This is a genomic window from Aridibaculum aurantiacum, assembly GCF_017355875.1.
Lineage (GTDB): Bacteria > Bacteroidota > Bacteroidia > Chitinophagales > Chitinophagaceae > Segetibacter > Segetibacter aurantiacus.
The window spans coordinates 1,643,251-1,664,384 of record NZ_JAFEWC010000001.1; the positions used below are offsets into that span (position 1 = coordinate 1,643,251).

23 protein-coding genes are annotated in these 21,134 nt (G+C 40.0%); 10 read left to right on the forward strand and 13 right to left on the reverse strand.

Going from position 1 to position 21,134, the window contains the following annotated elements; genetic code table 11:
- Positions 1-156: 156 nt before the first annotated feature.
- Both J4N22_RS06845 and J4N22_RS06850 read right to left on the reverse strand, forming a co-directional pair.
- A complete protein-coding gene (locus J4N22_RS06845; RefSeq protein WP_207493183.1) occupies positions 157-1,176 on the reverse strand; it encodes a DUF6617 family protein in 1,020 nt (339 codons plus the stop codon).
- Entirely contained in the window at positions 1,173-2,429 is a 1,257-nt protein-coding gene (locus tag J4N22_RS06850) for a site-specific integrase (protein ID WP_207493184.1), read from the reverse strand. The genes J4N22_RS06845 and J4N22_RS06850 overlap by 4 nt, the downstream gene beginning before the upstream one ends.
- 398 nt (positions 2,430-2,827) lie before the next feature.
- On the opposite strand from J4N22_RS06850, the gene J4N22_RS06855 reads away from it, so the two are divergent.
- Positions 2,828-3,391 carry a DNA-3-methyladenine glycosylase I gene (locus J4N22_RS06855; protein ID WP_207493185.1) on the forward strand — a complete coding sequence of 188 codons (564 nt, stop codon included), beginning with the start codon at positions 2,828-2,830 and terminating at the stop codon, positions 3,389-3,391.
- Here J4N22_RS06855 and J4N22_RS06860 read toward each other — a convergent pair.
- Positions 3,383-3,691 carry a hypothetical protein gene (locus tag J4N22_RS06860; RefSeq protein WP_207493186.1) on the reverse strand — a complete coding sequence of 103 codons (309 nt, stop codon included), beginning with the start codon at positions 3,689-3,691 and terminating at the stop codon, positions 3,383-3,385. The genes J4N22_RS06855 and J4N22_RS06860 overlap by 9 nt on opposite strands.
- A 12-nt stretch (positions 3,692-3,703) precedes the next feature.
- Complete coding sequence (gene mtaB / locus J4N22_RS06865; protein ID WP_207493187.1) at positions 3,704-4,975, reverse strand: tRNA (N(6)-L-threonylcarbamoyladenosine(37)-C(2))-methylthiotransferase MtaB; 1,272 nt, start codon at positions 4,973-4,975, stop codon at positions 3,704-3,706.
- 110 nt (positions 4,976-5,085) lie between these two features.
- On the opposite strand from mtaB, the gene J4N22_RS06870 reads away from it, so the two are divergent.
- A complete protein-coding gene (locus J4N22_RS06870) occupies positions 5,086-5,529 on the forward strand; it encodes a DUF4258 domain-containing protein (protein WP_207493188.1) in 444 nt (147 codons plus the stop codon).
- A gap of 7 nt (positions 5,530-5,536) precedes the next feature.
- Here the strand turns inward: J4N22_RS06870 and rpe are convergent, their stop codons facing one another.
- Together rpe and J4N22_RS06880 are read right to left on the reverse strand one after the other, a co-directional pair.
- Entirely contained in the window at positions 5,537-6,187 is a 651-nt protein-coding gene (rpe, locus tag J4N22_RS06875; RefSeq protein WP_207493189.1) for a ribulose-phosphate 3-epimerase, read from the reverse strand.
- A gap of 54 nt (positions 6,188-6,241) precedes the next feature.
- On the reverse strand, positions 6,242-7,042 hold the full coding sequence (locus J4N22_RS06880) for a tetratricopeptide repeat protein (protein WP_207493190.1): 801 nt from the start codon (positions 7,040-7,042) through the stop codon (positions 6,242-6,244).
- Between the two features lie 266 nt (positions 7,043-7,308).
- On the opposite strand from J4N22_RS06880, the gene J4N22_RS06885 reads away from it, so the two are divergent.
- A complete protein-coding gene (locus J4N22_RS06885) occupies positions 7,309-7,491 on the forward strand; it encodes a hypothetical protein (protein WP_207493191.1) in 183 nt (60 codons plus the stop codon).
- Between the two features lie 86 nt (positions 7,492-7,577).
- Here the strand turns inward: J4N22_RS06885 and J4N22_RS06890 are convergent, their stop codons facing one another.
- Positions 7,578-7,892 carry a hypothetical protein gene (locus tag J4N22_RS06890; protein ID WP_207493192.1) on the reverse strand — a complete coding sequence of 105 codons (315 nt, stop codon included), beginning with the start codon at positions 7,890-7,892 and terminating at the stop codon, positions 7,578-7,580.
- 261 nt (positions 7,893-8,153) lie between these two features.
- Here J4N22_RS06890 and J4N22_RS06895 point away from each other — a divergent pair, with 261 nt between their 5' ends.
- Entirely contained in the window at positions 8,154-9,137 is a 984-nt protein-coding gene (locus J4N22_RS06895) for a Gfo/Idh/MocA family protein (RefSeq protein WP_207493193.1), read from the forward strand.
- Positions 9,138-9,256: 119 nt separating this feature from the next.
- On the opposite strand, the gene J4N22_RS06900 is transcribed toward J4N22_RS06895, so the two are convergent.
- On the reverse strand, positions 9,257-10,189 hold the full coding sequence (locus J4N22_RS06900; RefSeq protein ID WP_207493194.1) for a phosphoribosylaminoimidazolesuccinocarboxamide synthase: 933 nt from the start codon (positions 10,187-10,189) through the stop codon (positions 9,257-9,259).
- Positions 10,190-10,313: 124 nt separating this feature from the next.
- On the opposite strand from J4N22_RS06900, the gene J4N22_RS06905 reads away from it, so the two are divergent.
- Positions 10,314-13,223, forward strand: coding sequence for a TonB-dependent receptor (locus J4N22_RS06905; protein ID WP_207493195.1), 2,910 nt, complete (start codon positions 10,314-10,316; stop codon positions 13,221-13,223).
- Positions 13,224-13,379: 156 nt separating this feature from the next.
- Positions 13,380-14,363, forward strand: a complete 984-nt coding sequence (locus J4N22_RS06910; RefSeq protein ID WP_207493196.1) for a pyruvate dehydrogenase complex E1 component subunit beta — start codon at positions 13,380-13,382, stop codon at positions 14,361-14,363.
- 106 nt (positions 14,364-14,469) lie between these two features.
- Here the strand turns inward: J4N22_RS06910 and J4N22_RS06915 are convergent, their stop codons facing one another.
- Complete coding sequence (locus J4N22_RS06915) at positions 14,470-14,634, reverse strand: hypothetical protein (protein WP_207493197.1); 165 nt, start codon at positions 14,632-14,634, stop codon at positions 14,470-14,472.
- 300 nt (positions 14,635-14,934) lie between these two features.
- Between J4N22_RS06915 and J4N22_RS06920 the strand changes: the two genes are divergently transcribed.
- Complete coding sequence (locus tag J4N22_RS06920) at positions 14,935-16,107, forward strand: sigma-54-dependent transcriptional regulator (RefSeq protein WP_242692083.1); 1,173 nt, start codon at positions 14,935-14,937, stop codon at positions 16,105-16,107.
- A gap of 27 nt (positions 16,108-16,134) precedes the next feature.
- On the opposite strand, the gene J4N22_RS06925 is transcribed toward J4N22_RS06920, so the two are convergent.
- Positions 16,135-17,010, reverse strand: a complete 876-nt coding sequence (locus tag J4N22_RS06925) for a MerR family transcriptional regulator (protein WP_207493198.1) — start codon at positions 17,008-17,010, stop codon at positions 16,135-16,137.
- Positions 17,011-17,158: 148 nt separating this feature from the next.
- On the opposite strand from J4N22_RS06925, the gene J4N22_RS06930 reads away from it, so the two are divergent.
- Positions 17,159-18,667 carry a S26 family signal peptidase gene (locus tag J4N22_RS06930; RefSeq protein ID WP_207493199.1) on the forward strand — a complete coding sequence of 503 codons (1,509 nt, stop codon included), beginning with the start codon at positions 17,159-17,161 and terminating at the stop codon, positions 18,665-18,667.
- 73 nt (positions 18,668-18,740) lie between these two features.
- Positions 18,741-19,226, forward strand: a complete 486-nt coding sequence (locus tag J4N22_RS06935; protein WP_207493200.1) for a cytidine deaminase — start codon at positions 18,741-18,743, stop codon at positions 19,224-19,226.
- Positions 19,227-19,276: 50 nt separating this feature from the next.
- Here the strand turns inward: J4N22_RS06935 and J4N22_RS06940 are convergent, their stop codons facing one another.
- Genes J4N22_RS06940 through J4N22_RS06950 form a run of 3 tightly spaced genes read right to left on the reverse strand, consistent with a single transcriptional unit; the run spans position 19,277 to position 20,619 of the window.
- Positions 19,277-19,798 carry an O-acetyl-ADP-ribose deacetylase gene (locus J4N22_RS06940; protein ID WP_207493201.1) on the reverse strand — a complete coding sequence of 174 codons (522 nt, stop codon included), beginning with the start codon at positions 19,796-19,798 and terminating at the stop codon, positions 19,277-19,279.
- A complete protein-coding gene (locus J4N22_RS06945; RefSeq protein ID WP_207493202.1) occupies positions 19,799-20,290 on the reverse strand; it encodes a methylated-DNA--[protein]-cysteine S-methyltransferase in 492 nt (163 codons plus the stop codon).
- Complete coding sequence (locus J4N22_RS06950; protein WP_207493203.1) at positions 20,290-20,619, reverse strand: tRNA-binding protein; 330 nt, start codon at positions 20,617-20,619, stop codon at positions 20,290-20,292. The genes J4N22_RS06945 and J4N22_RS06950 overlap by 1 nt, the downstream gene beginning before the upstream one ends.
- Positions 20,620-20,652: 33 nt before the next feature.
- Here J4N22_RS06950 and J4N22_RS06955 point away from each other — a divergent pair, with 33 nt between their 5' ends.
- The gene (locus tag J4N22_RS06955; protein WP_207493204.1) at positions 20,653-21,063 is read left to right on the forward strand and encodes an OsmC family protein; all 411 of its coding nucleotides are present in this window, start codon (positions 20,653-20,655) and stop codon (positions 21,061-21,063) included.
- Positions 21,064-21,134: the final 71 nt, after the last annotated feature.

Sequence of the window (21,134 nt, forward strand, 5' to 3'; positions counted from 1 at the left end):
GTCATCTTTGTTTTCTCAAAGACTTTGTAAAGGAAGTTAGAGGTGGGTGGAAGTTTGAAAGTGGAAATTTGGAAATCCTTGTAACTGTTGTAAGAGAAGCAGTTATGAAAAAGAGTGGAAATTTGATTTGGTAATTTGGCAGCAAATTACCGCAATTTAGCAGGTGGGTAAAGCCGCTAACCAGTAGTATTTTTCTATAAATGCGGCTAAGCCGTCAGGGTCGTTTTTCCAGATATTGAATTGTTTTATTGTTGATGCGGCGTAACGGTGGTCTAAAAACTTTCTTACGTCCAAAGGAGTAATTTCTTTGCGCTTCTGTAAGTTCATCTTGTTGAAATATCCCTTTCGGATTAACACATAATAAACTGCAGCTAACTCTTGCAACTGTCCGTGAATATTTTTGAAGTTTCGGTTGTTGTCAATCAGGTCGTGACTGTAAAGCTCTTCTTCAAAACTTGCAAACCTGTCCGGGTTCTTAATCATTACGTCAAAAGGCAATACTCCTTTTTCTTCAGGTCGAAAGTCTAATTTATAAACCGGTAAAGATTTTTCTTCAGGTTCCACTTTTATTTGAACAGACGTTGCAGGAAGTTTTACTTCATCAGCTTTAGTAAGTACTGGCTTATCAATCACAGCTTCACTAAAATAATACTGTCGTATTTCCTCTTCGGTTAACTGGTCTTCACTTAGCAGGTGTGCATATATATTTTGAAATTCAAGGTAGATGTGAATAAGATGGAACTTTAGAAGCTGGATAATATAAGAATTATCACGAAGGTCTTCGTAGTTTGTAGTGTTTGAAGTGGTGTTGATGGCTTCCCGTGTGTAGCCGTTTTCTTTTATTACCTGCTGTGCTTCTTTCAGCTTAGGCTTCAGCTTTTTGTTTATAGTATCATTGACCCAATACTTCTTACCGTTATCGTTAGCCCTCGAGATAAGAGAATGAATAGAATTAAAATAGCTGATAGCAGCGTTTTCCATTAGAAAGGCATAGTACTTTCTTTTGTTGTTTACCGGCTTTGGAAAGGTTACTTTAAATAAGGGTTGGAACTGGTAGTGCTCTTTCTGAACCTCCTGTAATAGTTCAAGATACTTTTGCTCTGAAACCTGCCCCTGCATCCAGGGGCGAAGGTTCAGAAATAATATTTTATTGAATACCTCTAAGCCATTACTCATACTGCCTTTAAGACTGATTGATTGAAAGTAGTTAATGCATTTGCATACTCTAAAATTACTTCATCTTCAAAGCTATCTAAATAATTTTCTGTAGTGGCTACGCTGCTATGACCTAAAGCATCTTTTATAAATGATGTTGGAGCTCCTTTGCGCTTCATAACTGTAGAGAAAGTATGACGGGCTGCATAAGTACCTGTTTTGTTTTCAATGCCTAAATCTTCGCATATTTCATACATTCTTTTATTAACCCACTTAATAAAGCGCTGGCAACGGTTCTTAATTGTTTTGGCAGATAGACCAGCTTCAAGGATTGAAAACAAGTAAGGGTTTTGTGGGTCTGTATTTTTATATTTTTCGATGATGGCAAGAGCTCTGGAATTGAGACCGACTTTTATAGGACGCAAATCTTTCTTTTTGGTTCTGATAGTTTTTTGCCTGTAGAAAGTAAGATAGTTGCCGCTGATATTGCTTGGCTTTAAAGCAATAATATCAGCGAAATTTATCCCGCTACATAAATAAGAGAAAATCCAAAAATCAACTGCTTTCTGTTGGTCTGCTTTCTCGGGGGTGTAAGTAAGTATGTGATTAATGTCAAAATCTTTCAAAGCCTTCTTTACATTCTGCCCTGTAGGTATTTCATAACTTTTGAAAGGATAAGCATCCCGAGAAAGAAACTTGTCTTTGATTGCCTTATTAATTATGGACCTAAGGTTTCTCATGTAAATGCTGATAGTACTTAGAGACTTGTTTTCGCTACGCAGGTGCTTTTCGTAAGACTGCAAGAACGCCGGAGTAATATCCTGTATCTGAAGATTTTTCTTAAACTCGTTAATTGAGTTGATGGTAGTTTGATAAGTGCCGGCAGTACCTACCTGGTCATTTGCTTTTAACAGGTTTATTGAAGTGGTGAACCAGTCGGTTAACATTCTGCTGGTGGTAGCGGTGGGAGTGGTTACAATGCCTTTTATAAACGCATCTTCAAAAGTTACAAAGGAAAAAGGTTTGATGGTTGCAACTACATCTTCTGCCTGCGACTGTAGCGCATTCAGCTTTTTCTTGATTTCCTTCAAATCCTCATCACGAAGTTTTGCACTGTTGAGCTTTGCCCAGTCTTCTTTGGTAACATGAAATTTTGTAGCGTACCTTCTTTTGTGGGGCTTCTGGTAGATGTTGAGTTTTATCAGGCATTTGCCATCAGAATTTGGGCGGGAAGCATCTAAAAAAAAGCTAACGAAAACTTGTGGCTGTTCCATATTTCTAAGCGTTTAATTAAGTGAATGTGACCACGAATGTGACCATAAAGTTACTAATAAATGCTAAAGAAAGTAGCAAAAAAGGAAACTATTTTTCCACAAATAATTGATAATTAAGCAGTTAAAGTAATAAAGGAAGACAAAGGAAAACAAGAGAAAGTTAGCAACTCTGTCTTACAAGCAGAGGGTCCGCGGTTCGAACCCGTGTGCTCCCACAGAGAAAGAGTTAGAGAAATCTAACTCTTTTTTTATGCTTAATTTTTTCAACCACTATTTGTAGTTGCTTTTTCTGAAGAGGCAATTTATCATACCCATATTTGACTGTAACTCCAATCGTGTATTTCTTCATCAGGACAAATTATTGGCTATTACCTTTAAGACATAATCTGTTTTAAACTATGACTTATTGCGAAGCAGTAACCAGTATGGAGCCGGGGAATGTTCATATTCATTACCATAATGAGCAATATGGTTTTCCTATACATGACGACAATGAACTTTTTGCTCGACTTGTTTTAGAGATCAACCAGGCTGGTCTTAGCTGGACAACCATTCTAAAAAAGAAAGAAAACTTTTACCAGGCGTATAGCCAATTTGATATAGCCGCTGTTGCAGAATATGGTGAAGAAGATGTAAAACGTTTGCTGGCTGATGCAGGGATTATCCGCAACAGGTTGAAGGTGCAGGCAGCTATTTATAATGCACAGCAGATACTTGCACTACAGCAGCAGTATGGTTCGTTTGAACAATGGCTCAATCATCATTACCCGCTTAGTAAGAATGAGTGGATAAAGATTTTTAAAAAGACTTTCAGGTTTACGGGAGGAGAGATCGTGAACGAGTTTCTTATGAGCACGGGCTATTTAGAAGGAGCTAATATACCATCGTGTGCGGTATATGCAAAGGTGCTTGAGAGCAAGCCTATGTGGCAAAAGTGTAGGGTTGAAAATGAACTAGTTTAACTGTAGAGCAGGCAGCCTGTAAGTCTGGCCATCATACATAAACAATTCATCTATTTCAATTGTCCAGTATTTGAAAAGTGGAGACTTGGTTAAATACTCAGTTACTTGTTCTTTGCTTTCTGCGCTAAGTAAGATCCAGCTCCTGTAGCTTTCCATGCTTACAGCATAAGAGTCAATCACGCCTTTGTTGATAAGAAAGTTGATGTAAGTACGATGCGGCGGAACATACGTCATGAACTCATCGTCCATGAAAAAATTTATGGTGACCAAGAACTTTCTTAATGATAAAATGTCTTCCATGACCTTTCATTTTTAAATTTTCCAATCTATTATTTCATTTACCCAATCCTGCCGGTGCGGCGTAGTCACCTTTATGTAGTTATCTGTGTAGCCCTCCATCATACCGTTCTTATCATTGGCTTCAAACAACACTTTCCGGGTATCACCTATATGGCGGCGGGTATGTTCGGACATCTTCATAAAACTTAAGTTTCTCAACTTTTTGTTCCTGTCATTCCTCACATTCATATGTATTACATTTTTCATGCCTGAAGCAAGTGTATTTTCTCGTTCACTGTAAGTGAATGTGTGTAAATAACTTACATCTAATTCATGCAAGAAATCATACGTCTCCTGAAAGTGTTCATCTGTTTCGCCCGGAAAACCAACTATTACATCAACACCAATTGCACAATGAGGCATAAGCTGTTTGATTTGCGCAACTCTTTCAGCATATAATTCTCTCCTGTAGCGCCTTCTCATCAATCCAAGAATGGTATTGCTGCCGCTTTGTAGCGGAATATGAAAATGGGGCATAAAGCTGCGGCTTTTGCTAACAAAATCTATGATGTCATTTGTCAACAAATTGGGTTCTATGGAAGAAATGCGGTACCGTTGAATTGCCTCAATTTTATCTAATTCCTGTACTAGCTGGTAAAATGTTTCTTCATGTTTTTTGCCTTCTGGACCTTTTCCAAAATCGCCCAGGTTAACGCCTGTTAAAACAATTTCTTTTACTCCTGTAGCGGCTAATTGATGTACGTTTTTTACCACGTTTTCTACCGTATCGCTCCGGCTTTTTCCACGCGCCATAGGTATGGTACAAAATGAACAGTTGTAGTCGCAGCCGTCTTGTACTTTTAAAAAAGTGCGGGTTCTGTCATTTATAGAATGGGATGAAATAAAACCAGAAACATCCGCCACATCGCAGCTGCAGATCTTTGTGCTGTCGCCTTTCGTTAGTTCTTTCAGGTGCTGCGCAATATTGAATTTTTCAGCCGCACCCAGTACAAGGTCAACTCCCTGGATGCTGGCAATCTCTTGTGGCTTTAGCTGTGCATAGCAACCGGTTATCACAACCATGCTTTCCGGTGCACGACGCTGAATTCTGCGAACCAGCATGCGGCATTCTTTGTCAGCATTATCTGTAACAGAACACGTATTAATAACATATACATCGGCTTTATCATTAAACTCCCGTTTCTCAAAGCCTTCTTTCTCCAATAAGCGGGATAGGGTAGAGGTTTCGGAAAAATTTAGTTTACATCCGAGTGTATGAAATGCTACTGATTTTGTCTGTTCCATAAGAGGCGCAAAGATAGCTGACTTGCTTCACTTGCTCTTTTTGAAGCAGCATGTACTTACCTGCGTCCACCATTTTTCCGCATGTAGTTCATCCACTTTAACTTTCAGTTATGAAGATGAAGAAACTACTCCCGATCCTGTTTTTTGTGATGCTGGCTGTTATCACTCTTATAATTAAACAATATAAAGAAGCGCCACCAGTAGCAAGTGAAACATATTCTAACATAAAAGCATCGTCACAAGCACCGGCAAGTAAAGAAAGTTCTAATTCTGCCGGTTTCGACCGGACGCAGGAGTTGTATTTTACAAAGCATGCAAAGTGCAGGATGGCGTGCAGGAAGATCACACAAACGGAGGTGCGGCAAATACAGGCTGAAGGAAAAGTGAACTATAATAAGAGTAGGCTCGATGATCCCAAAGGGCCAACTTATGCCATAGAAGGAACTACAGATGATGGTCAGCGGGTAAGGATCATTTTTGCGCCAAAACAAAAGCACACATCTGTAGTTACGGTTATCGACCTGGAGAATGAATATGCTTGTCCAAGTTGTTAACCAGCTACTAGCTTACTGCCTTTAGTTGCGAAATAGTTTTAATTGGATCAGGCGATTTGAAAACAGTATTACCGGCCACTAAAACTGTAGCTCCGGCTGCCACAATGGAAGCGGCATTCTCTACTGTTACTCCTCCGTCAATTTCTATATCAACATTAAGCCCTTTCTCATCTGTTAACTGGCGCAACTGCTTTATGCGGTTGATCGTTTGCGGAATGAAAGCCTGTCCGCCAAAACCTGGGTTCACACTCATGATACAAACCTGGTCCACGTCATGAATGATATCTGTAAGGAAATTAATAGGAGTGTGTGGGTTGATAGCTACACCAGCTTTCATTCCTAAGGATTTAATTTGCTGCAAATTCCTGTGCAGGTGAATGCAGGCTTCTATATGAACTGTAAGAATATCAGCACCGGCATTTTTAAATGCTTCAGCATATTTCTCCGGTTCCAGTATCATCAGGTGCACATCGCAAACCTTGTTTGTTGCCTTTCTTATTTGTTCTATAACAGGAAGACCAAAGCTTATGTTTGGTACAAATCGTCCATCCATCACATCCAGGTGAAAATAGTCAGCCTCACTTTCGTTCAGCATTTTACATTCTTCTCCTAAATGTAAAAAATTAGCGGCAAGTAAAGAGGGGGCTATGATTGGCATGATAAGATGATTTATTAATTCTTCCTGTGCAATGATTAGTTAGAATATTGAGCCTTAACTATTCAACCGGTTAAGGGCTTCGCGTGCTTCGGTTAATGTTTTATCCAATCCCAAAGAACGTTGATAATTGGTGATTGCTTCTTGTTTATTACCCATTGCTTCCAATGTTTTTGCTTTCCAGTAATATGCATCAGCATACAAGTTATTTACGGTTATAGCACGATCAAATACCTGCTGTGCTTCGTTGTATTTCTTTTGTTCATAATAAACAAATCCTTTCTCAAGGTAAGCTTCCATGTAGGTGTAGTTATTATTGATGCACCTGTCGAAAGCTGCAATGGCTTGTGAAGCCTGCCCTGTACGTGCATAATAAATACCTGCAATAAAGTCGCAATGAGCAATATTTTCTCTATCCATTGCCACCCGGCTTACTGCCTGGCAAATCTGCAGGCTACGGCTGTCTTTCATTTCGGCATATAGATTAGCCAGGTGCAACTGCGACTCCAGCGAAGGATAAATATTGATGGCTTTTTCATAACTGCGGATGGCGGCTGAAGTATCCTTCATGCTTTCCTGCAGTTGGCCTTTGGCGAACCACAACCCATTATTCAGGCTGTCTCGTATTATCATGCTGTCTACCTGAGCAAGTGCATCACCATACCTGCCCAGGCTGTCCAAGGCATTTACAAGTTGCATGCGAATAGGAGCACTATCAGGGTGTAACTGCACTTGCTTGTTAAGTGACTCTACTAGTTGAAGGTGTACTGCCTGTGATTTTGAATTTTCTTCGCTGGTGCTTTCTTTACAGCTAAAGAAGATTAACCCAATTAGTACCAGGAATAGCCAATTTTTCATGGGGCAAATGTATATGTTCAATGTGATTTGCATCTCTAATGACAAGGGAGATAGAAATAATGCAAAGCAAAAGTAGAATGGAGGCGAGTGTTAAACATGCACAGATACAGGTGTATTTTCTACAATACTGCGAGGTGAATATTTATATGTTTATTTCATTTTATGTATAGGTGCTTCATGTTGTTTATGTGTTTAGCTGGAAGAACTGTTGGATGGTAGCTAGTTGTGGTGGCATGGCAATTGCCTTTATGTACAAAAATCTATTTATGAAAAGAAATACAATAATCGCTGCAGCATTGGCTGTAGCCGGAGCTGGGGTTGCTACTTATTTTATAAGGAAAAACAGGTCATCTAATTCTATGCCTGAAGCCGGCAATTCACCTGCTTCTAAATCTCATCATATCACAAATGCATTTTCAAAGGCTAAGAGCCGTGCAGTGAACGTTTAGTTTTGTAGGAAAAAGAAGAAAGGTTCTTTTTCTTGAATCAATAAAGCCAGCTCATGAGCTGGCTTTATTAATATAGTTACTTAACACTATTCTGCAGGTGAAGAATTCTTAGGCTTACGACCTCTTTTCTTAGGACCTTCTGTTGAAGCAGGCTTTGATGCTTTTGATCCAGGTTTGCGGCCACGTTTTTTTGGAGCAGCATTATTGGATGTTTCAGCATCAGAAGATGATTTAGCAGGACGTCCCCTACGAGATGGCGTTTCGCCGCCACTTGTAGTTTGCGAGCTGCTTGCACCACTTTCTACTCGTATGTACAATGTAGCATTAGCAAATAATTTGCGCATACCATCGGCAAAATCAGGTGTTAAATCTTCAACTTTTAAAACAAGATTTGTTTCCATTAAATTTTGATTTGGGGATTAAAAATAATATTCGAAGCTATGGGATTAATTTAAATTAATGTCATTTATTTCTTTTTTAATTCGTTTATTTCATTTATATGTGCGACAAAAATCCTTACAAACGATCGTCTATATAATCCTACGTCAATAATTTACTCTTGGTCTTGGGCAGGTATAACTAATGCTCTCATCAATATACAAAAGGCCCAGTTGAGTTCATAACAATTCGTAATTAGATTTGTTGCTAATAATATAGGTTTCATGAACGAGATAAAATGGGGTATTATAGGTTGTGGAGATGTTACTGAAGTAAAGAGTGGTCCTGCATTCAATAAAGTGCCTAATTCTTCATTGCATGGGGTAATGCGAAGAGATGCTATAAAAGCTGAAGATTATGCAAAGCGGCATAATGTTCCTGTTTGGTATACTGATGCTGAAAAGCTGATAAATGACCCGGACATAAATGCAATATATGTGGCTACGCCTCCTCTTTATCATGAAGAATATTGCCTGGCCGCATTACAGGCAGGAAAACCTGTTTATGTAGAAAAACCAATGGCCATTTCTAAACTTGCTGCTATAAGAATGAAGCATGCCGCAGAAAAAAGTGGAATTAAACTGTCTGTTGCACATTATCGCAGGCAATTGCCATTATTCCTAAAAATAAAAGAACTACTACAAGAGCAAGTTATTGGTGAGATAAAGATGGTGAACTTAATGATGCTGCAACCTCACAATGCACCATTAATCACTCAAACACATGATAACTGGCGTGTTGATCCAACCATTTCCGGTGGTGGTTTATTTCATGATCTTGCTCCACACCAACTTGATCTTATGTTGTATTTCTTTGGAAATGCAATAAACGGAAGTGGTGTTTCTTTAAATCAAGGAGGTTTTTACAATGCAGCTGATATGGTACATGGGCACTTATTATTCCCAAAGAATATATTGTTCCAGGGAACCTGGTGTTTTACTGTGCCCCCAGCCGAAACAAAAGATCATTGCGAAATAATTGGCAGTAAAGGCAAGTTAAGCTTCAGCATTTTCAACCATGAAAAGCTGTATGTAACTATAGTCTCCGACGTAAAAGAATACCATTTTGAAAATCTTCCACATGTTCAGCAACCCATAATAGAAAAAGTAGTTCAGTACTTTTTAGGCAATGCTGGTAATCCTTGCTCTGCAAGCGAGGGTGTGGCAGTAATGGAAATGATGGAAATGTTCACGGGAAATGGCCAGTAATGATTTCACCTATTGCCTTACAAGGTGAATAATTTTCTATTCAATTAACAGACAAAAGCCAACTTCTACCCATCAATACTAATAGAAGTCGACTTGATTTTACAACATCATATATGAAATTAAATAGCTCCAGCTGCCTGTAAAGAGGTGACAATTTTATTGAATGTCTCCTCCTGTGTTAGTTGTTGTGGTTGGAATGTTTCTCCAATCAGTTGCTCATATAGTTCTATATATCTTTTGCTGATTGTTGCTATCCATTCTTCATCCATTTCTGGAACTGTCTGCCCTTCTTTACCCATAAAATCATTTGCAATTAGCCATTCCCTTACAAATTCTTTACTTAGTTGTTTTTGAGGTTCTCCTTTTTCAAGTTTCTCTTCAAAACCATCAGCATAGAAATACCTGGATGAATCGGGTGTATGAATCTCATCCATTAAATAAATGATATCGCCTATTTTGCCGAACTCATATTTGGTATCCACTAATATAAGTCCCCGCCTGGCAGCTAATTCCTTGCCTCTTTCAAATAAAGCCAGCGCGTAATTTTCCAATTGCTCATATTCGTCGGCAGGTACAATTCCTCTTGAAATAATTTCTTCTCTAGAAATGTCTTCGTCGTGTCCTATTTCGGCTTTGGTTGTGGGAGTTATGATAGGAGAGGGGAAGTGCTGGTTTTCTTTCAAACCTTCAGGTAATGGAACACCGCACAACATGCGCCCACCACCTTTGTAGGTGCGCCATGCATGGCCTGTAAGGTTTCCTCTTACCACCATTTCTACTTTATATGGTGTACAGCGTTTACCAATAGCGGTGTTAGGGGCAGGGGTGTCGTAAAGCCAGTTTGGACATATATCAGATGTTTGATGTAGCATATAAGCCGCTACCTGGTTCAATACTTGTCCCTTGTAAGGAATGGGTTTTGGTAGAATAACATCGAAAGCAGAAATGCGATCACTGGCTATCATTACCAGCCATTCTTCACCAATGGAATATACATCCCGTACTTTTCCTTTATAATAATTTACCTGCTTTGGAAACTGCAAATTGTTCATGCCCGCAAAAATAGGTATCACGGTACAGTGGCTATACAATATAAATCAACCGGTGTGGACAAATTAAATTTTCAAAGGAAAATAACAATTCCTATTTTGCCTCATTAACTAAAAACTGCTACATATGAGAGTTAACTATCGCTACTTAGCAATGTTGCTAATGGCCGGTATGTTTTCGATTGCTGCCCTGGCCCAAAACATCACCATCACAGGTACGGTAACATCCGGTACTAATAATGAAAATGTTTCGGCTGTGTCTGTCCTGATAAAGGGCACTGGCGTAGGAACATACACCAACGAAAGAGGCCAATTCCGCATTACTACTTCTCAACGTCCACCCCTTACGCTTGTTTTCTCTTCTGTAGGTTTCTCTACTAAAGATGTAACGGTGACCTCTTCTACCGGAGATGTTGCTGTAAGCCTGGAGCCTTCGGTTATGCAAGCAGAAGGTGTAGTAGTAGCGGCTACACGTACACCCGAAAGAGTGTTGGAAGCCCCGGTGACTGTAGAAAGAGTAAGTACAGCCACCATTCGTAATGCTGCTGCTCCTAACTACTACGACATCCTTACCAACCTTAAAGGAGTAGACGTAACCACTTCTAGTTTCAACTTTAAAACCATCAGTACCCGCGGTTTCAACGGTAGTGGTAATCTTCGCTTCAACCAATTGGTAGATGGTATGGATAACCAGGCGCCTGGATTGAACTTCTCTGTGGGAAGTATCATCGGGTTAACTGAGCTTGATGTAGAAAGCATGGAACTACTGCCAGGTGCATCATCTGCACTATATGGTCCGGGTGGAATGAACGGTACTTTACTTATTAATAGTAAGAACCCATTCCGTTACCAGGGACTTAGCTGGCAAGTAAAGCAAGGTGTGAACCATATAGATAATGCACAACGTGGCGCAGCTCCATTCTTCGATTGGTCACTACGTTGGGGTAAAAAAGTGTCTGAAAAATTTGCATTTAAAATAGGTGGTCAATTTATACAAGCACAAGACTGGCAGGCACGTGATATGAGGAACCTGAACAGGAATAACGTGTTCAGCTCCATAAAAGAAGGCGATCGAATGAGCGATCCTAACTACGATGGTGTGAATGTATTTGGTGATGAAGCAAGTGCCAGCATGCAGGCATTTGCTCAACTCGCTCGTCTTACTGTACAGGCACAAGGTGGAACTCCTGCGCTTACAGCCTTGGATGCTCAGATAGCAGCTGGTATGACACCACAACAAATAGCTGGTGCATGGATGGCAAATCCTGGATTAGCTCCTTTAGCTAGTGCTTTACCTTTTCTTATTCCTACAAGTAGTGTAGCTAACAACCCTTACAGGACAACTTTTGGTAATCAACTGGTGAGCCGGACTGGTTACGAGGAGCGTCACCTGGTAGATTATAATAGTTATAATGTTCGCCTGAGCGGTGGCTTGTACTACAAGATCACACCTTCTGTAGAAGCTTCGTTGTTAGCACACTTTGGTACAGGTACTACAGTTTATACAGGTGCAGACAGGTATTCTTTACGCAATTTAAAAATGGGACAATACAAACTGGAAGTAAAAGGTTCTAACTGGTTTGTGCGTGGTTATACTACCCAGGAAAATTCAGGAGATTCTTATACAGCTACCACTGCTGCTGTTGCTATCAACAATTCATGGAAAGGAAACCAGCAATGGTTCCAGGAGTATGCAGGTACATATAGTGCTGCAAGATTAGGATTGCTTCCTGGCGTTCCAACCATGTTGCCAAATGCTAATGCACACTCTGTAGCACGTGCAAGAGCTGAAACTGGCAGGCTGGCTCCGGGAACAGAGGCATTTCAAAATGCTTTTAATAATGCAGTGAATACGCCAATAAGCAAAGGCGGTGCGCAGTTTGATGACAGGACAAATCTTTACCATGCTGAAGGCCAGGTAAACCTTTCTCAATATGTACAGTTTGTAGAGGTATTGGTTGGTGCCAATGTACGTCGCTACGAACTTAATTCTAACGGAACCATTTTTGCCGACACTACCGGCAAAATAGGTATCAACGAATATGGTGGTTACATCCAGGCACAGAAGAACTTGTTGAAAGACAGGGTAAGGCTAACTGGTTCTATCCGCTACGATAAAAATCAGAATTTTGAAGGTCGCTTTACACCAAGATTAACTGCTCTCTTCAAAGTAGCACAGAATAACAACATCCGTGTTTCGTACCAGACAGCATATCGTTTCCCTTCTACACAAGATCAATATATTAACCTGCAAACTCCTGCGGCAAGATTGATTGGTGGATTGCCCCAGTTCAACACTTACTTCAACTTTGAAGGAAGACCTGCATACACTGCAGAAAGTATCGTGAACTTCAGGAATTCCGGAAATCCTAATGATTTAAAGGCAGCTACTTTTACAGGTGTAAAACCAGAAAGAGTACAGTCAATTGAAGTAGGCTACAAATCATTGATAGCTAAAAAACTTTTTGTTGATGTATACGGTTACCATAGTCGTTATGAAGATTTCATTGCCCGTGTAGCAGTGGGTAGGGGAGAAAATCCTTTACTGGGTGCTGTTGGTTCAGTTGTTAATCCTTTAACTACTACTAACTATTCTTTTGTTACCAATTCATCCACGCCAATTAAAGCAATTGGTTATGGTATTGGTGTGGAATACAGCTTCTATAAGAACTTCCTTGCATCTGGAAACTTCTACAGCGACCAGTTGCAGGATGTACCTGCTGGTCTTGTTACTTTCTTCAATACACCTAAGTATCGTGCTAACCTTGGTGTTTCTAACAGCGATGTTTACAAGGGATGGGGCTTCAACGTGATATACAGGTGGCAGGATAAGATAAACTGGGAAGGAACTTTCGGCTCAGGAGAAGTGCCTGCTTACAAAACTGTTGATGCAATGATCAGTTACAAGTTCACAAACATTAGGAGCATTGGTAAAATTGGTGCTACGAACTTGTTCAATAAGTACTATAGGTCTGCATTTGGTAACCCGCAGATCGGTGGATTGTACTACATCAGTTTTGGTTATAACATCTTTTAATTCAACTGTTTTTTAAATAAAGAACCTCTTGCAACTGCAAGGGGTTTTTTTATGCAAACGTATTCGAAACCAATATTGGGATTGTATACCATAAACGTATATTTTTGCCCATCTTTTTAATAAGCTTAATCTTTTAGACTAATACCTACATTACATATGCGACAAATTGCCTTTAGAGAAGCCCTTCGCGAAGCTATGAGTGAAGAAATGCGCAAAGACGACAGAATATTCCTTATGGGAGAAGAAGTGGCGGAATATAATGGCGCCTACAAGGTTAGCCAGGGTATGTTGGCAGAATTTGGTGCTAAGCGTGTAATTGATACACCGATTGCTGAACTTGGTTTTACTGCTATTGCAGTAGGTGCAGCACAAAATGGCTTGCGTCCTATTGTTGAATTCATGACATGGAACTTTGCTGTACTGGCATTAGATCAAATTTTGAATACTGCCAGTAAAATGCTTGCTATGAGTGGCGGCCAGGTAGGATGTCCTATCGTTTTTCGCGGACCAAACGGAAGCGCCGGACAATTGGGTGCTCAGCACTCAACTGCTTTCGAAAGCACCTTAGCTAACATACCTGGTTTAAAGGTGATTTCTCCATCCACACCTTATGATGCAAAAGGATTGTTGAAAGCAGCCATTCGCGATAACGACCCTGTATGCTTTATGGAAAGCGAGGTGATGTATGGTGATAAAGGTGAAGTGCCTGAAGAAGAATATATAATTGAAATAGGTAAAGCTGACATCAAGCGTAAAGGAACAGATGTAACCATTGTTTCTTTCAACAAAATGATGAAAGTAGCACTTGGTGCCGCAGCTGAATTAGAAAAAGAAGGTATCAGCGCAGAAGTTATTGACTTGAGAACCATTCGCCCGCTTGATTGGCATACTATAGTAGAAAGTGTGAAGAAGACCAACCGTCTTGTAATAGTAGAAGAGCAGTGGCCGTTTGCTTCTGTAAGTTCTGAGATTGCCTATAGAATACAAAAAGAAGCTTTTGATTACCTGGATGCGCCTATCCGTCGTATCACCAGTGCTGATGCTCCTATGCACTACGCACCAAACCTGGTAGAAGCTTATCTTCCTACTATACCTCAAACAGTAAAGGTGGTAAAAGAGGTGATGTACGTAAAGAAGTAATTACTGAAACATATCAACAAAAAAATCCCGGTTTTAGCCGGGATTTTTTATTACGTGCTCCTTTTCTTCCTGGTTAGCAACAGCCACGTTTCAGTATCACATCCCATTAATTACTAACGCCCTCTTCCTTACTCTTTGCTGGAGTTTTTATTATCCAAACAGTAACAGCTAATCCCAATACTATCATTACTAGTCCTGCCAGTACGCTGGTAATGGTTGATACATATCCTGGTGTAATTGAACTTACAACTACAAGGACTACCAATATCATTAACAGGTATATGTGTGTCTTAAAAACGGAAAAATATCTACGTGCCATATGGTGTATAAGACAATATCCAAGCCATTATCCTGAAGGGCTAGTTCTCAATGATTTATAAAATATGCGGCTGATTTGTTGTGAAGAATAATTTCCGCACTCTTCAACAACCTATAATAGATATAGCTTATGTAATTGCTTTTAAACGTGACCTAACACAGTAGTTCTCAAACTTTTATTTTAACTGCTTGCAACACAAAGCTGCATCTTCTACATCTGCTAATCACTTATCTTAGCAACCCCTATTAAAGAATGAGCAAGAAAACAATGGCAACAATACTTATTGTAGATGATGAACGTGCTATACGTAAAACACTTACAGAGATACTCGGATTCGAAGGATATAAAGTAGATGAGGCCGCAGACGGTGAAGAAGGTCTAAAGAAATTTCAGTCGACTACATATGATGTGGTATTGTGCGATATCAAAATGCCAAAGCTTGATGGGATTGAATTTCTTTCGAAAGCTATAGAATCTAATCCTGATGTGCCTATCATCATGATCAGTGGACATGGAAATATAGAAACAGCTGTAGAGGCAGTAAAAAAAGGTGCTTACGATTATATCTCAAAGCCACCAGACCTTAACCGGCTGTTGATCACTATCCGCAATGCAATGGATAGAAATGTACTTGCTAAAGAAGCTAAGGTTTTAAAGCGTCGTGTAAGCAAGGTGCAGGAAATGATAGGGGAGAGTGAGCCGATCAAAAAAATAAAGGAGACGATAGAAAAAGTAGCGCCTACAGATGCTCGTGTGATGATAACCGGAGAGAACGGTAGCGGTAAAGAACTGGTAGCACGCTGGATACATGAAAAAAGTAATCGTGCAGATGGTCCGCTGGTTGAGGTGAATTGCGCAGCCATACCAGGTGAGCTGATAGAAAGCGAATTGTTTGGTCATGAAAAAGGTTCGTTTACATCAGCTATCAAACAACGCATAGGCAAGTTTGAACAAGCCAATGGAGGTACACTTTTCTTGGATGAAATAGGGGACATGAGTTTGAGCGCACAGGCTAAAGTGCTACGTGCATTGCAGGAAGGAAAGATAACAAGGGTAGGTGGAGAGAAAGAAATTGCGGTGGATGTACGCGTAATAGCGGCCACCAATAAAGACCTTTTGCAGGAAGTAGAAAATAAAAACTTCAGGCTCGATCTATATCACAGGCTAGGTGTGATACTTATAAATGTCCCTTCACTGAATAATCGTAAAGATGATATCCCTTTGCTGGTTGAACGTTTCCTGCAGGATATAGCTGAAGATTATGGCCAGGCCAGGAAAGAAATAGATAGTAAAGCAATTGAAGCATTACAGCAGCATAATTGGTCGGGTAATATTCGTGAACTACGCAACGTGGTGGAGCGTCTGGTTATTCTTTCAGGAAAGACAATTACAGCTGATGATGTAAAAGCATATGTATCTATCTAGTTGTCGTAATAAAGAAAGGATCTATAATCACTCGCGGGCATAATCTAGAATGGCTTTCATTGAATTAAGTGTGCGTGCATTAGCAGGCTTATTATGTACTTGTGCTGCCTGTATTCCAGATATTACTACTGATTTATCGGGAAATGCGGATGCTATATAGGAAAGGTATTCCTGCGCGTCTTTATTAGTAAGATTGGTAAGCAGGTGAAAATGAAAAGTCGTTACTTCTTTATTTTCTGCAAAATGCTTTAGCTCTTTCAGCTTTATGTTGCAGCCGAAATAGGTAACTCTCTTACCATTCTTTTTCAGCAGGTAATGGATAAATAGTAGCGGTAGTTCGTGGTATTCTTTTTCAGGCGTAAATAAAACTATATTTTCTTTTCCTGTATTGCGTACAGGTGGAAGGCTGTCAATAGCAGCGATTATCTTGTTGCGTAAAATGCTACTGGAGAAATGTTCCTGCGCAGGCACAAGATGTTCAGTTATCCATAACACACCTACACGCTCCAGGTATGGATATATCACTTTCAAAATTGCATCTTCAGTATTCAAAGTATCGAACACATGAGAAGATACTTTTTCGAACGTCTCATCGTCGGATAATACGGCTGCTTCCAATAATTCTTTTACATAAAAATCTGTGGTAGGGCCTTGTTGGTTTTCCTGCATTGCCAGGGTTGAAAGCTCACCATCATTCATCTTTGCAAGCTTTGAAATCTTTACCCCTGAATGGTACAGGTAAGAGATTCTAAGAATCTGTCTTAGCCTTTCTGCATCATAAAACCGGTGATTGCTTTCTTTCCTGTCTGGTAGGCAAAGCTGGTAACGTTGCTCCCAAATACGCCACGTATGAGCTTTTATACCGGTTAAATTTTCTATATCTCTTATCGTAAAATGATTCATGCTATTAAAGGTAATTATCTCTTGTTAAAGCTGCAGCATACATAGGTGATTGCCATCATTTTACGAGCGGCTATTTAAGAAAACTTTTATTTGGCCGGAACGGATACAAACTTTATAATGCTACATTTGTCCACTTCAAAAACTACTTATGGGTTGGATTATTTTTATTATTGGAACGATAGGCTGGCACCTGGGAATGTATGGAATGTTTAAGAAAGCAGGCATAGAACCCTGGAAAGCACTTGTTCCATTTTATAATACATGGTGTATTGTAGAGAAAACCAACATACGAAAGATCTGGTTCTGGTTGCAATTCATACCCATTGCAGGACAATTCATCACGATCTGGATCACGATCATTTTTGTAATGCATTTTGGAAAGTTCAACCTCCTTCACCACGCAGCTACTGTATTTTTTCCTTTTATTTATTTCCCCTATTTAGGATTTAGTAAAGATGTAAAATACGCGGGTCATGATGTAGTGCGACGCTACCAAAAAAGTGGCAGCCGCGAGTGGATTGATGCAGCAGTGTTTGCTGTGGTAGCCGCTACTATCATTCGTACTTTCATTTTTGAAGCTTATACCATACCTACAGGTAGTATGGAGAAGACACTGCTGATAAATGATTTCCTTTTTGTAAATAAACTAAGCTATGGACCACGTATTCCACAAACGCCAATTTCCTTTCCGTTTGTGCATAATGTAATGCCGTTTACTACTACCACGCCTTCTTATACAAAAGCAGTACAGATACCTTATACACGTCTGCCAGGCTTCGGTCCTGTAAAACGTAATGATGTAGTGGTTTTTAATTTTCCTGCAGGCGATACCATTATCAACCTTCCGCAGTTTGGTTCAAAGCAACCGTATTACGATGTGCTGCGCGCTTCTCCTTACAATGGCAATCGAGATGCACTGATGGCTGATTATCCTATTCATGTTCACCCAATGGATAAAACAGATAACTACATAAAACGCTGTGTGGCTATTGGGGGTGAAACATTAGAGATAAGAGACGGAAGAGTGTTTATCAACGGACAGCCGAATGAAATTCCACCAGGCTCGCAAACAGAATATATAGTGGAAACCAACGGCCAGTTCTTTACCGAAGAGTTTCTTACCCAGAAACTAAAGATTACTGAAGAGAACGCAGCCGATATTATACAGGCTTACCAGGGTAAAGCAAATTCTTACATCATGAACCTTTCGCCTGCTGATGTAGAATTGGTGAAGAAGCTACCAAATTTTAAATCTATAGAACCTGCATTCGACGTAGTGCCTGGTTCAGTATTTCCATATACAGCAGGACTTAATTGGACCTTTGATAACTACGGACCGGTATATGTTCCAAAAGCAGGAAGCAGCATTACGCTTACGCCGGCTAACATTGATCTTTATAGAAGAGTAATCTCTGTGTATGAGAATAATGAATTGGTAGAAGCGAATGGGAAATACTTCATCAACGGACAGGAGACAACTAGTTACACATTCAAGTACAACTATTACTGGATGATGGGAGATAACAGGCATAGGAGCCAGGATAGTCGTAAATGGGGTTTTGTGCCTGAAACGCATGTTGTGGGTAAGGCCTCACTTATCTGGTTTAGTTGGGATAGAGGTCCCCGCTGGAACCGCTTGTTCAAAACAATTAAATAATTATCTTTAAAGCGGAATGGGTCCTTGTTGGTACAAACCAGCAAGGCCTTTTTGTCTAATCAACTTTGAGCCAATGAAAAAACAAGATTATACTTTCAACTTCGAGGTATACGATACCATCAATGATTTGAAAGAGGAAGATAAATGGTTGCTGAATGAAGCACGTGAAGTAACACACCATGCATATGCACCTTATTCAAATTTCCAGGTGGGCGCTATAGCCCGTTTGAATAATGGAGAAATAGTAGCCGGTAGTAACCAGGAAAACGCGAGTTTCCCTGTAGGTCTATGTGCTGAAAGAGTTTTGCTTGCTGCTGCTTCTTCTTTATTTCCTAAAGTACCTATTGATACACTTGCTATTAGTTATCACAACGAAAAGGGGGATAGCGATCATCCCATATCGCCTTGCGGTATTTGTAGGCAAAGCTTGGTTGAATATGAATCAAGAGTAGGTCATCCTATCAGGTTAATCTTAGGGGGAATGGAAGGAAAGGTGTTTGTAATAGAAAAGGCCGAGATGTTGTTACCATTAAGTTTTACATCAAAAGATATGAAATAAGAGCTTGAGTTAGTAAGCGCAAAGCTGGTGGTTTTTACTGCCAGCTTTTTTTATTTCATCAATTGGTTGTAGATGAAATAACTCTCATCATCGAAGCATACAAAGGTGATTTTCTCAATAGCTGAAGGATGTTGTTCTATGAATTGCCGCACCGTTCTTACGGCAATGATGGCAGCTTCCTGTTTTGGATAACGATATATGCCTGTGCTGATGTTTGGAAACGCCACAGTTCGCAGGTTGTTTTCCATAGCCAGTGTGAGTGATTTTGTATAACAACTAGAAAGTAGCGCAGCTTCGTTATGGCCACCACCCATGTAGACAGGACCTACCGTATGTATCACCTTCTTTGCCGGAAGATTGCCTGCTGTAGTGATAACCGCATCACCTGTTTTACATCCAGCCTGCCGGTTTCTAATTTGTATACATTCTTCCAGGATTGCTGGCCCGCCTGCCTTATGAATGGCGCCATCCACACCACCTCCACCTAGTAATGAATTATTGGCAGCATTTACTATTGCATCCGCTTCCACTTTTGTTATATCTCCTTTCAATACTTCTAGTAGTGTATTCATCTAAAAAAGTGTTTGTACGCCATTCGCAATTTTATTCTCATGATCCAACAGCCATTTCTTTCGCCAAAGGCCACCTACATATCCCACCAGTGATTGGTTGCTTCCAATTACCCTATGACAGGGAATGATAATGCAAACTTTGTTTTTACCATTGCTGCTTGCCGCGGCTCTTATTGTTTTTACATCGCCCATACGCCTGGCCAATTCTGTATAGCTAATGGTTTTGCCAAAGTTGATGTTCATTAAATGCGCCCAAACTTTAATTTGAAATTCCGTTCCTAGTTGGTGCACCGGGATGGTAAAACTTCTTCTATGACCATTGAAATATTCAATGATTTCCTCTAAGCACGTGTGCAGTATTGGATGGTCATTTGGCGGTTGCAGGTCATCCTCGTTATCTACGAAAGTTACTTCCTGCACAAAATGTTCTGTGGCGGCAATCCTCAGCAAGCCAATAGGAGACTGGTAATATGTAAGGTAAGTGGCTTCCATTATCCGATCAGTAAACCATTTTGAACAGGCTTATTAGGTTGCAATAAAACGACTTCGTTATGCTCATCGTATACGCCCAGCACCAGGCACTCGCTGATGAAGTTGGCTATTTGTTTAGGCGGAAAGTTTACTACAGCTACCACTTGCGTTCCAAGTAATTGTCCCTTGGTATAATGCGCTGTTATCTGTGCAGATGACTTCTTAATACCAAGAGGTCCAAAATCAATATGCAATTGATAAGCAGGTTTTTTTGCTTTAGGGAAATCTGTAACTTCAACAATTGTTCCTGTGCGGATGTTTATCTTTTCGAAGTCTTGCCAGGTTATCATTCAATCATTTTAAAAATTAAATTTAACTACATTATGAAAAGAAAAGCCACAGCTGTTTGGAATGGTTCAGGAAAGGAAGGAAACGGAAAATTGACCAGCCAGAGCACAGTGCTACAGGATGCTCAGTATTCTTATAAAACCCGCTTTGAAGATGGTGTAGGCACCAATCCTGAAGAGCTTATGGCAGCAGCGCATGCAGGTTGCTTTAGCATGAAACTTAGCTTTGTATTGGGTGCGGCAAATTTCACTCCTGAAAAAATAGAAACTGATTGCGAGATCACGCTAGATAATGGTGCCATCACTACATCTCATCTTACTGTACGTGCTACTATACCAGGCATCAGTGCTGAAGAGTTTGAAAAATGTGCACAGGAAGCAAAAGAAAATTGTCCTGTAAGTAAAGCATATAACATGAACATTACCATGGATGCTTCATTAGCTTAATATAATATCTATGTATACAAAAAGAGGTTACAGGCGAATTTGTAACCTCTTTTTTATTTGCAGCTATGCAA

What these genes read in the sequence shown, in the direction of transcription:
- J4N22_RS06860 (WP_207493186.1), bottom strand. Translation starts at nt 3,691, where the DNA reads ATGGAAGACATTTTATCATTAAGAAAGTTCTTGGTCACCATAAATTTT.
- J4N22_RS06950 (WP_207493203.1), bottom strand. Translation starts at nt 20,619, where the DNA reads ATGATAACCTGGCAAGACTTCGAAAAGATAAACATCCGCACAGGAACA.
- J4N22_RS06870 (WP_207493188.1), top strand. Translation starts at nt 5,086, where the DNA reads ATGAAGATGAAGAAACTACTCCCGATCCTGTTTTTTGTGATGCTGGCT.
- rpe (WP_207493189.1), bottom strand. Translation starts at nt 6,187, where the DNA reads ATGCCAATCATAGCCCCCTCTTTACTTGCCGCTAATTTTTTACATTTA.
- J4N22_RS06930 (WP_207493199.1), top strand. Translation starts at nt 17,159, where the DNA reads ATGGGTTGGATTATTTTTATTATTGGAACGATAGGCTGGCACCTGGGA.
- J4N22_RS06940 (WP_207493201.1), bottom strand. Translation starts at nt 19,798, where the DNA reads ATGAATACACTACTAGAAGTATTGAAAGGAGATATAACAAAAGTGGAA.
- J4N22_RS06915 (WP_207493197.1), bottom strand. Translation starts at nt 14,634, where the DNA reads ATGATATTGGTAGTCCTTGTAGTTGTAAGTTCAATTACACCAGGATAT.
- J4N22_RS06955 (WP_207493204.1), top strand. Translation starts at nt 20,653, where the DNA reads ATGAAAAGAAAAGCCACAGCTGTTTGGAATGGTTCAGGAAAGGAAGGA.
- mtaB (WP_207493187.1), bottom strand. Translation starts at nt 4,975, where the DNA reads ATGGAACAGACAAAATCAGTAGCATTTCATACACTCGGATGTAAACTA.
- J4N22_RS06925 (WP_207493198.1), bottom strand. Translation starts at nt 17,010, where the DNA reads ATGAATCATTTTACGATAAGAGATATAGAAAATTTAACCGGTATAAAA.
- J4N22_RS06880 (WP_207493190.1), bottom strand. Translation starts at nt 7,042, where the DNA reads ATGAAAAATTGGCTATTCCTGGTACTAATTGGGTTAATCTTCTTTAGC.
- J4N22_RS06855 (WP_207493185.1), top strand. Translation starts at nt 2,828, where the DNA reads ATGACTTATTGCGAAGCAGTAACCAGTATGGAGCCGGGGAATGTTCAT.
- J4N22_RS06910 (WP_207493196.1), top strand. Translation starts at nt 13,380, where the DNA reads ATGCGACAAATTGCCTTTAGAGAAGCCCTTCGCGAAGCTATGAGTGAA.
- J4N22_RS06945 (WP_207493202.1), bottom strand. Translation starts at nt 20,290, where the DNA reads ATGGAAGCCACTTACCTTACATATTACCAGTCTCCTATTGGCTTGCTG.
- J4N22_RS06890 (WP_207493192.1), bottom strand. Translation starts at nt 7,892, where the DNA reads ATGGAAACAAATCTTGTTTTAAAAGTTGAAGATTTAACACCTGATTTT.
- J4N22_RS06895 (WP_207493193.1), top strand. Translation starts at nt 8,154, where the DNA reads ATGAACGAGATAAAATGGGGTATTATAGGTTGTGGAGATGTTACTGAA.
- J4N22_RS06845 (WP_207493183.1), bottom strand. Translation starts at nt 1,176, where the DNA reads ATGAGTAATGGCTTAGAGGTATTCAATAAAATATTATTTCTGAACCTT.
- J4N22_RS06885 (WP_207493191.1), top strand. Translation starts at nt 7,309, where the DNA reads ATGAAAAGAAATACAATAATCGCTGCAGCATTGGCTGTAGCCGGAGCT.
- J4N22_RS06935 (WP_207493200.1), top strand. Translation starts at nt 18,741, where the DNA reads ATGAAAAAACAAGATTATACTTTCAACTTCGAGGTATACGATACCATC.
- J4N22_RS06905 (WP_207493195.1), top strand. Translation starts at nt 10,314, where the DNA reads ATGAGAGTTAACTATCGCTACTTAGCAATGTTGCTAATGGCCGGTATG.
- J4N22_RS06920 (WP_242692083.1), top strand. Translation starts at nt 14,935, where the DNA reads ATGAGCAAGAAAACAATGGCAACAATACTTATTGTAGATGATGAACGT.
- J4N22_RS06850 (WP_207493184.1), bottom strand. Translation starts at nt 2,429, where the DNA reads ATGGAACAGCCACAAGTTTTCGTTAGCTTTTTTTTAGATGCTTCCCGC.
- J4N22_RS06900 (WP_207493194.1), bottom strand. Translation starts at nt 10,189, where the DNA reads ATGAACAATTTGCAGTTTCCAAAGCAGGTAAATTATTATAAAGGAAAA.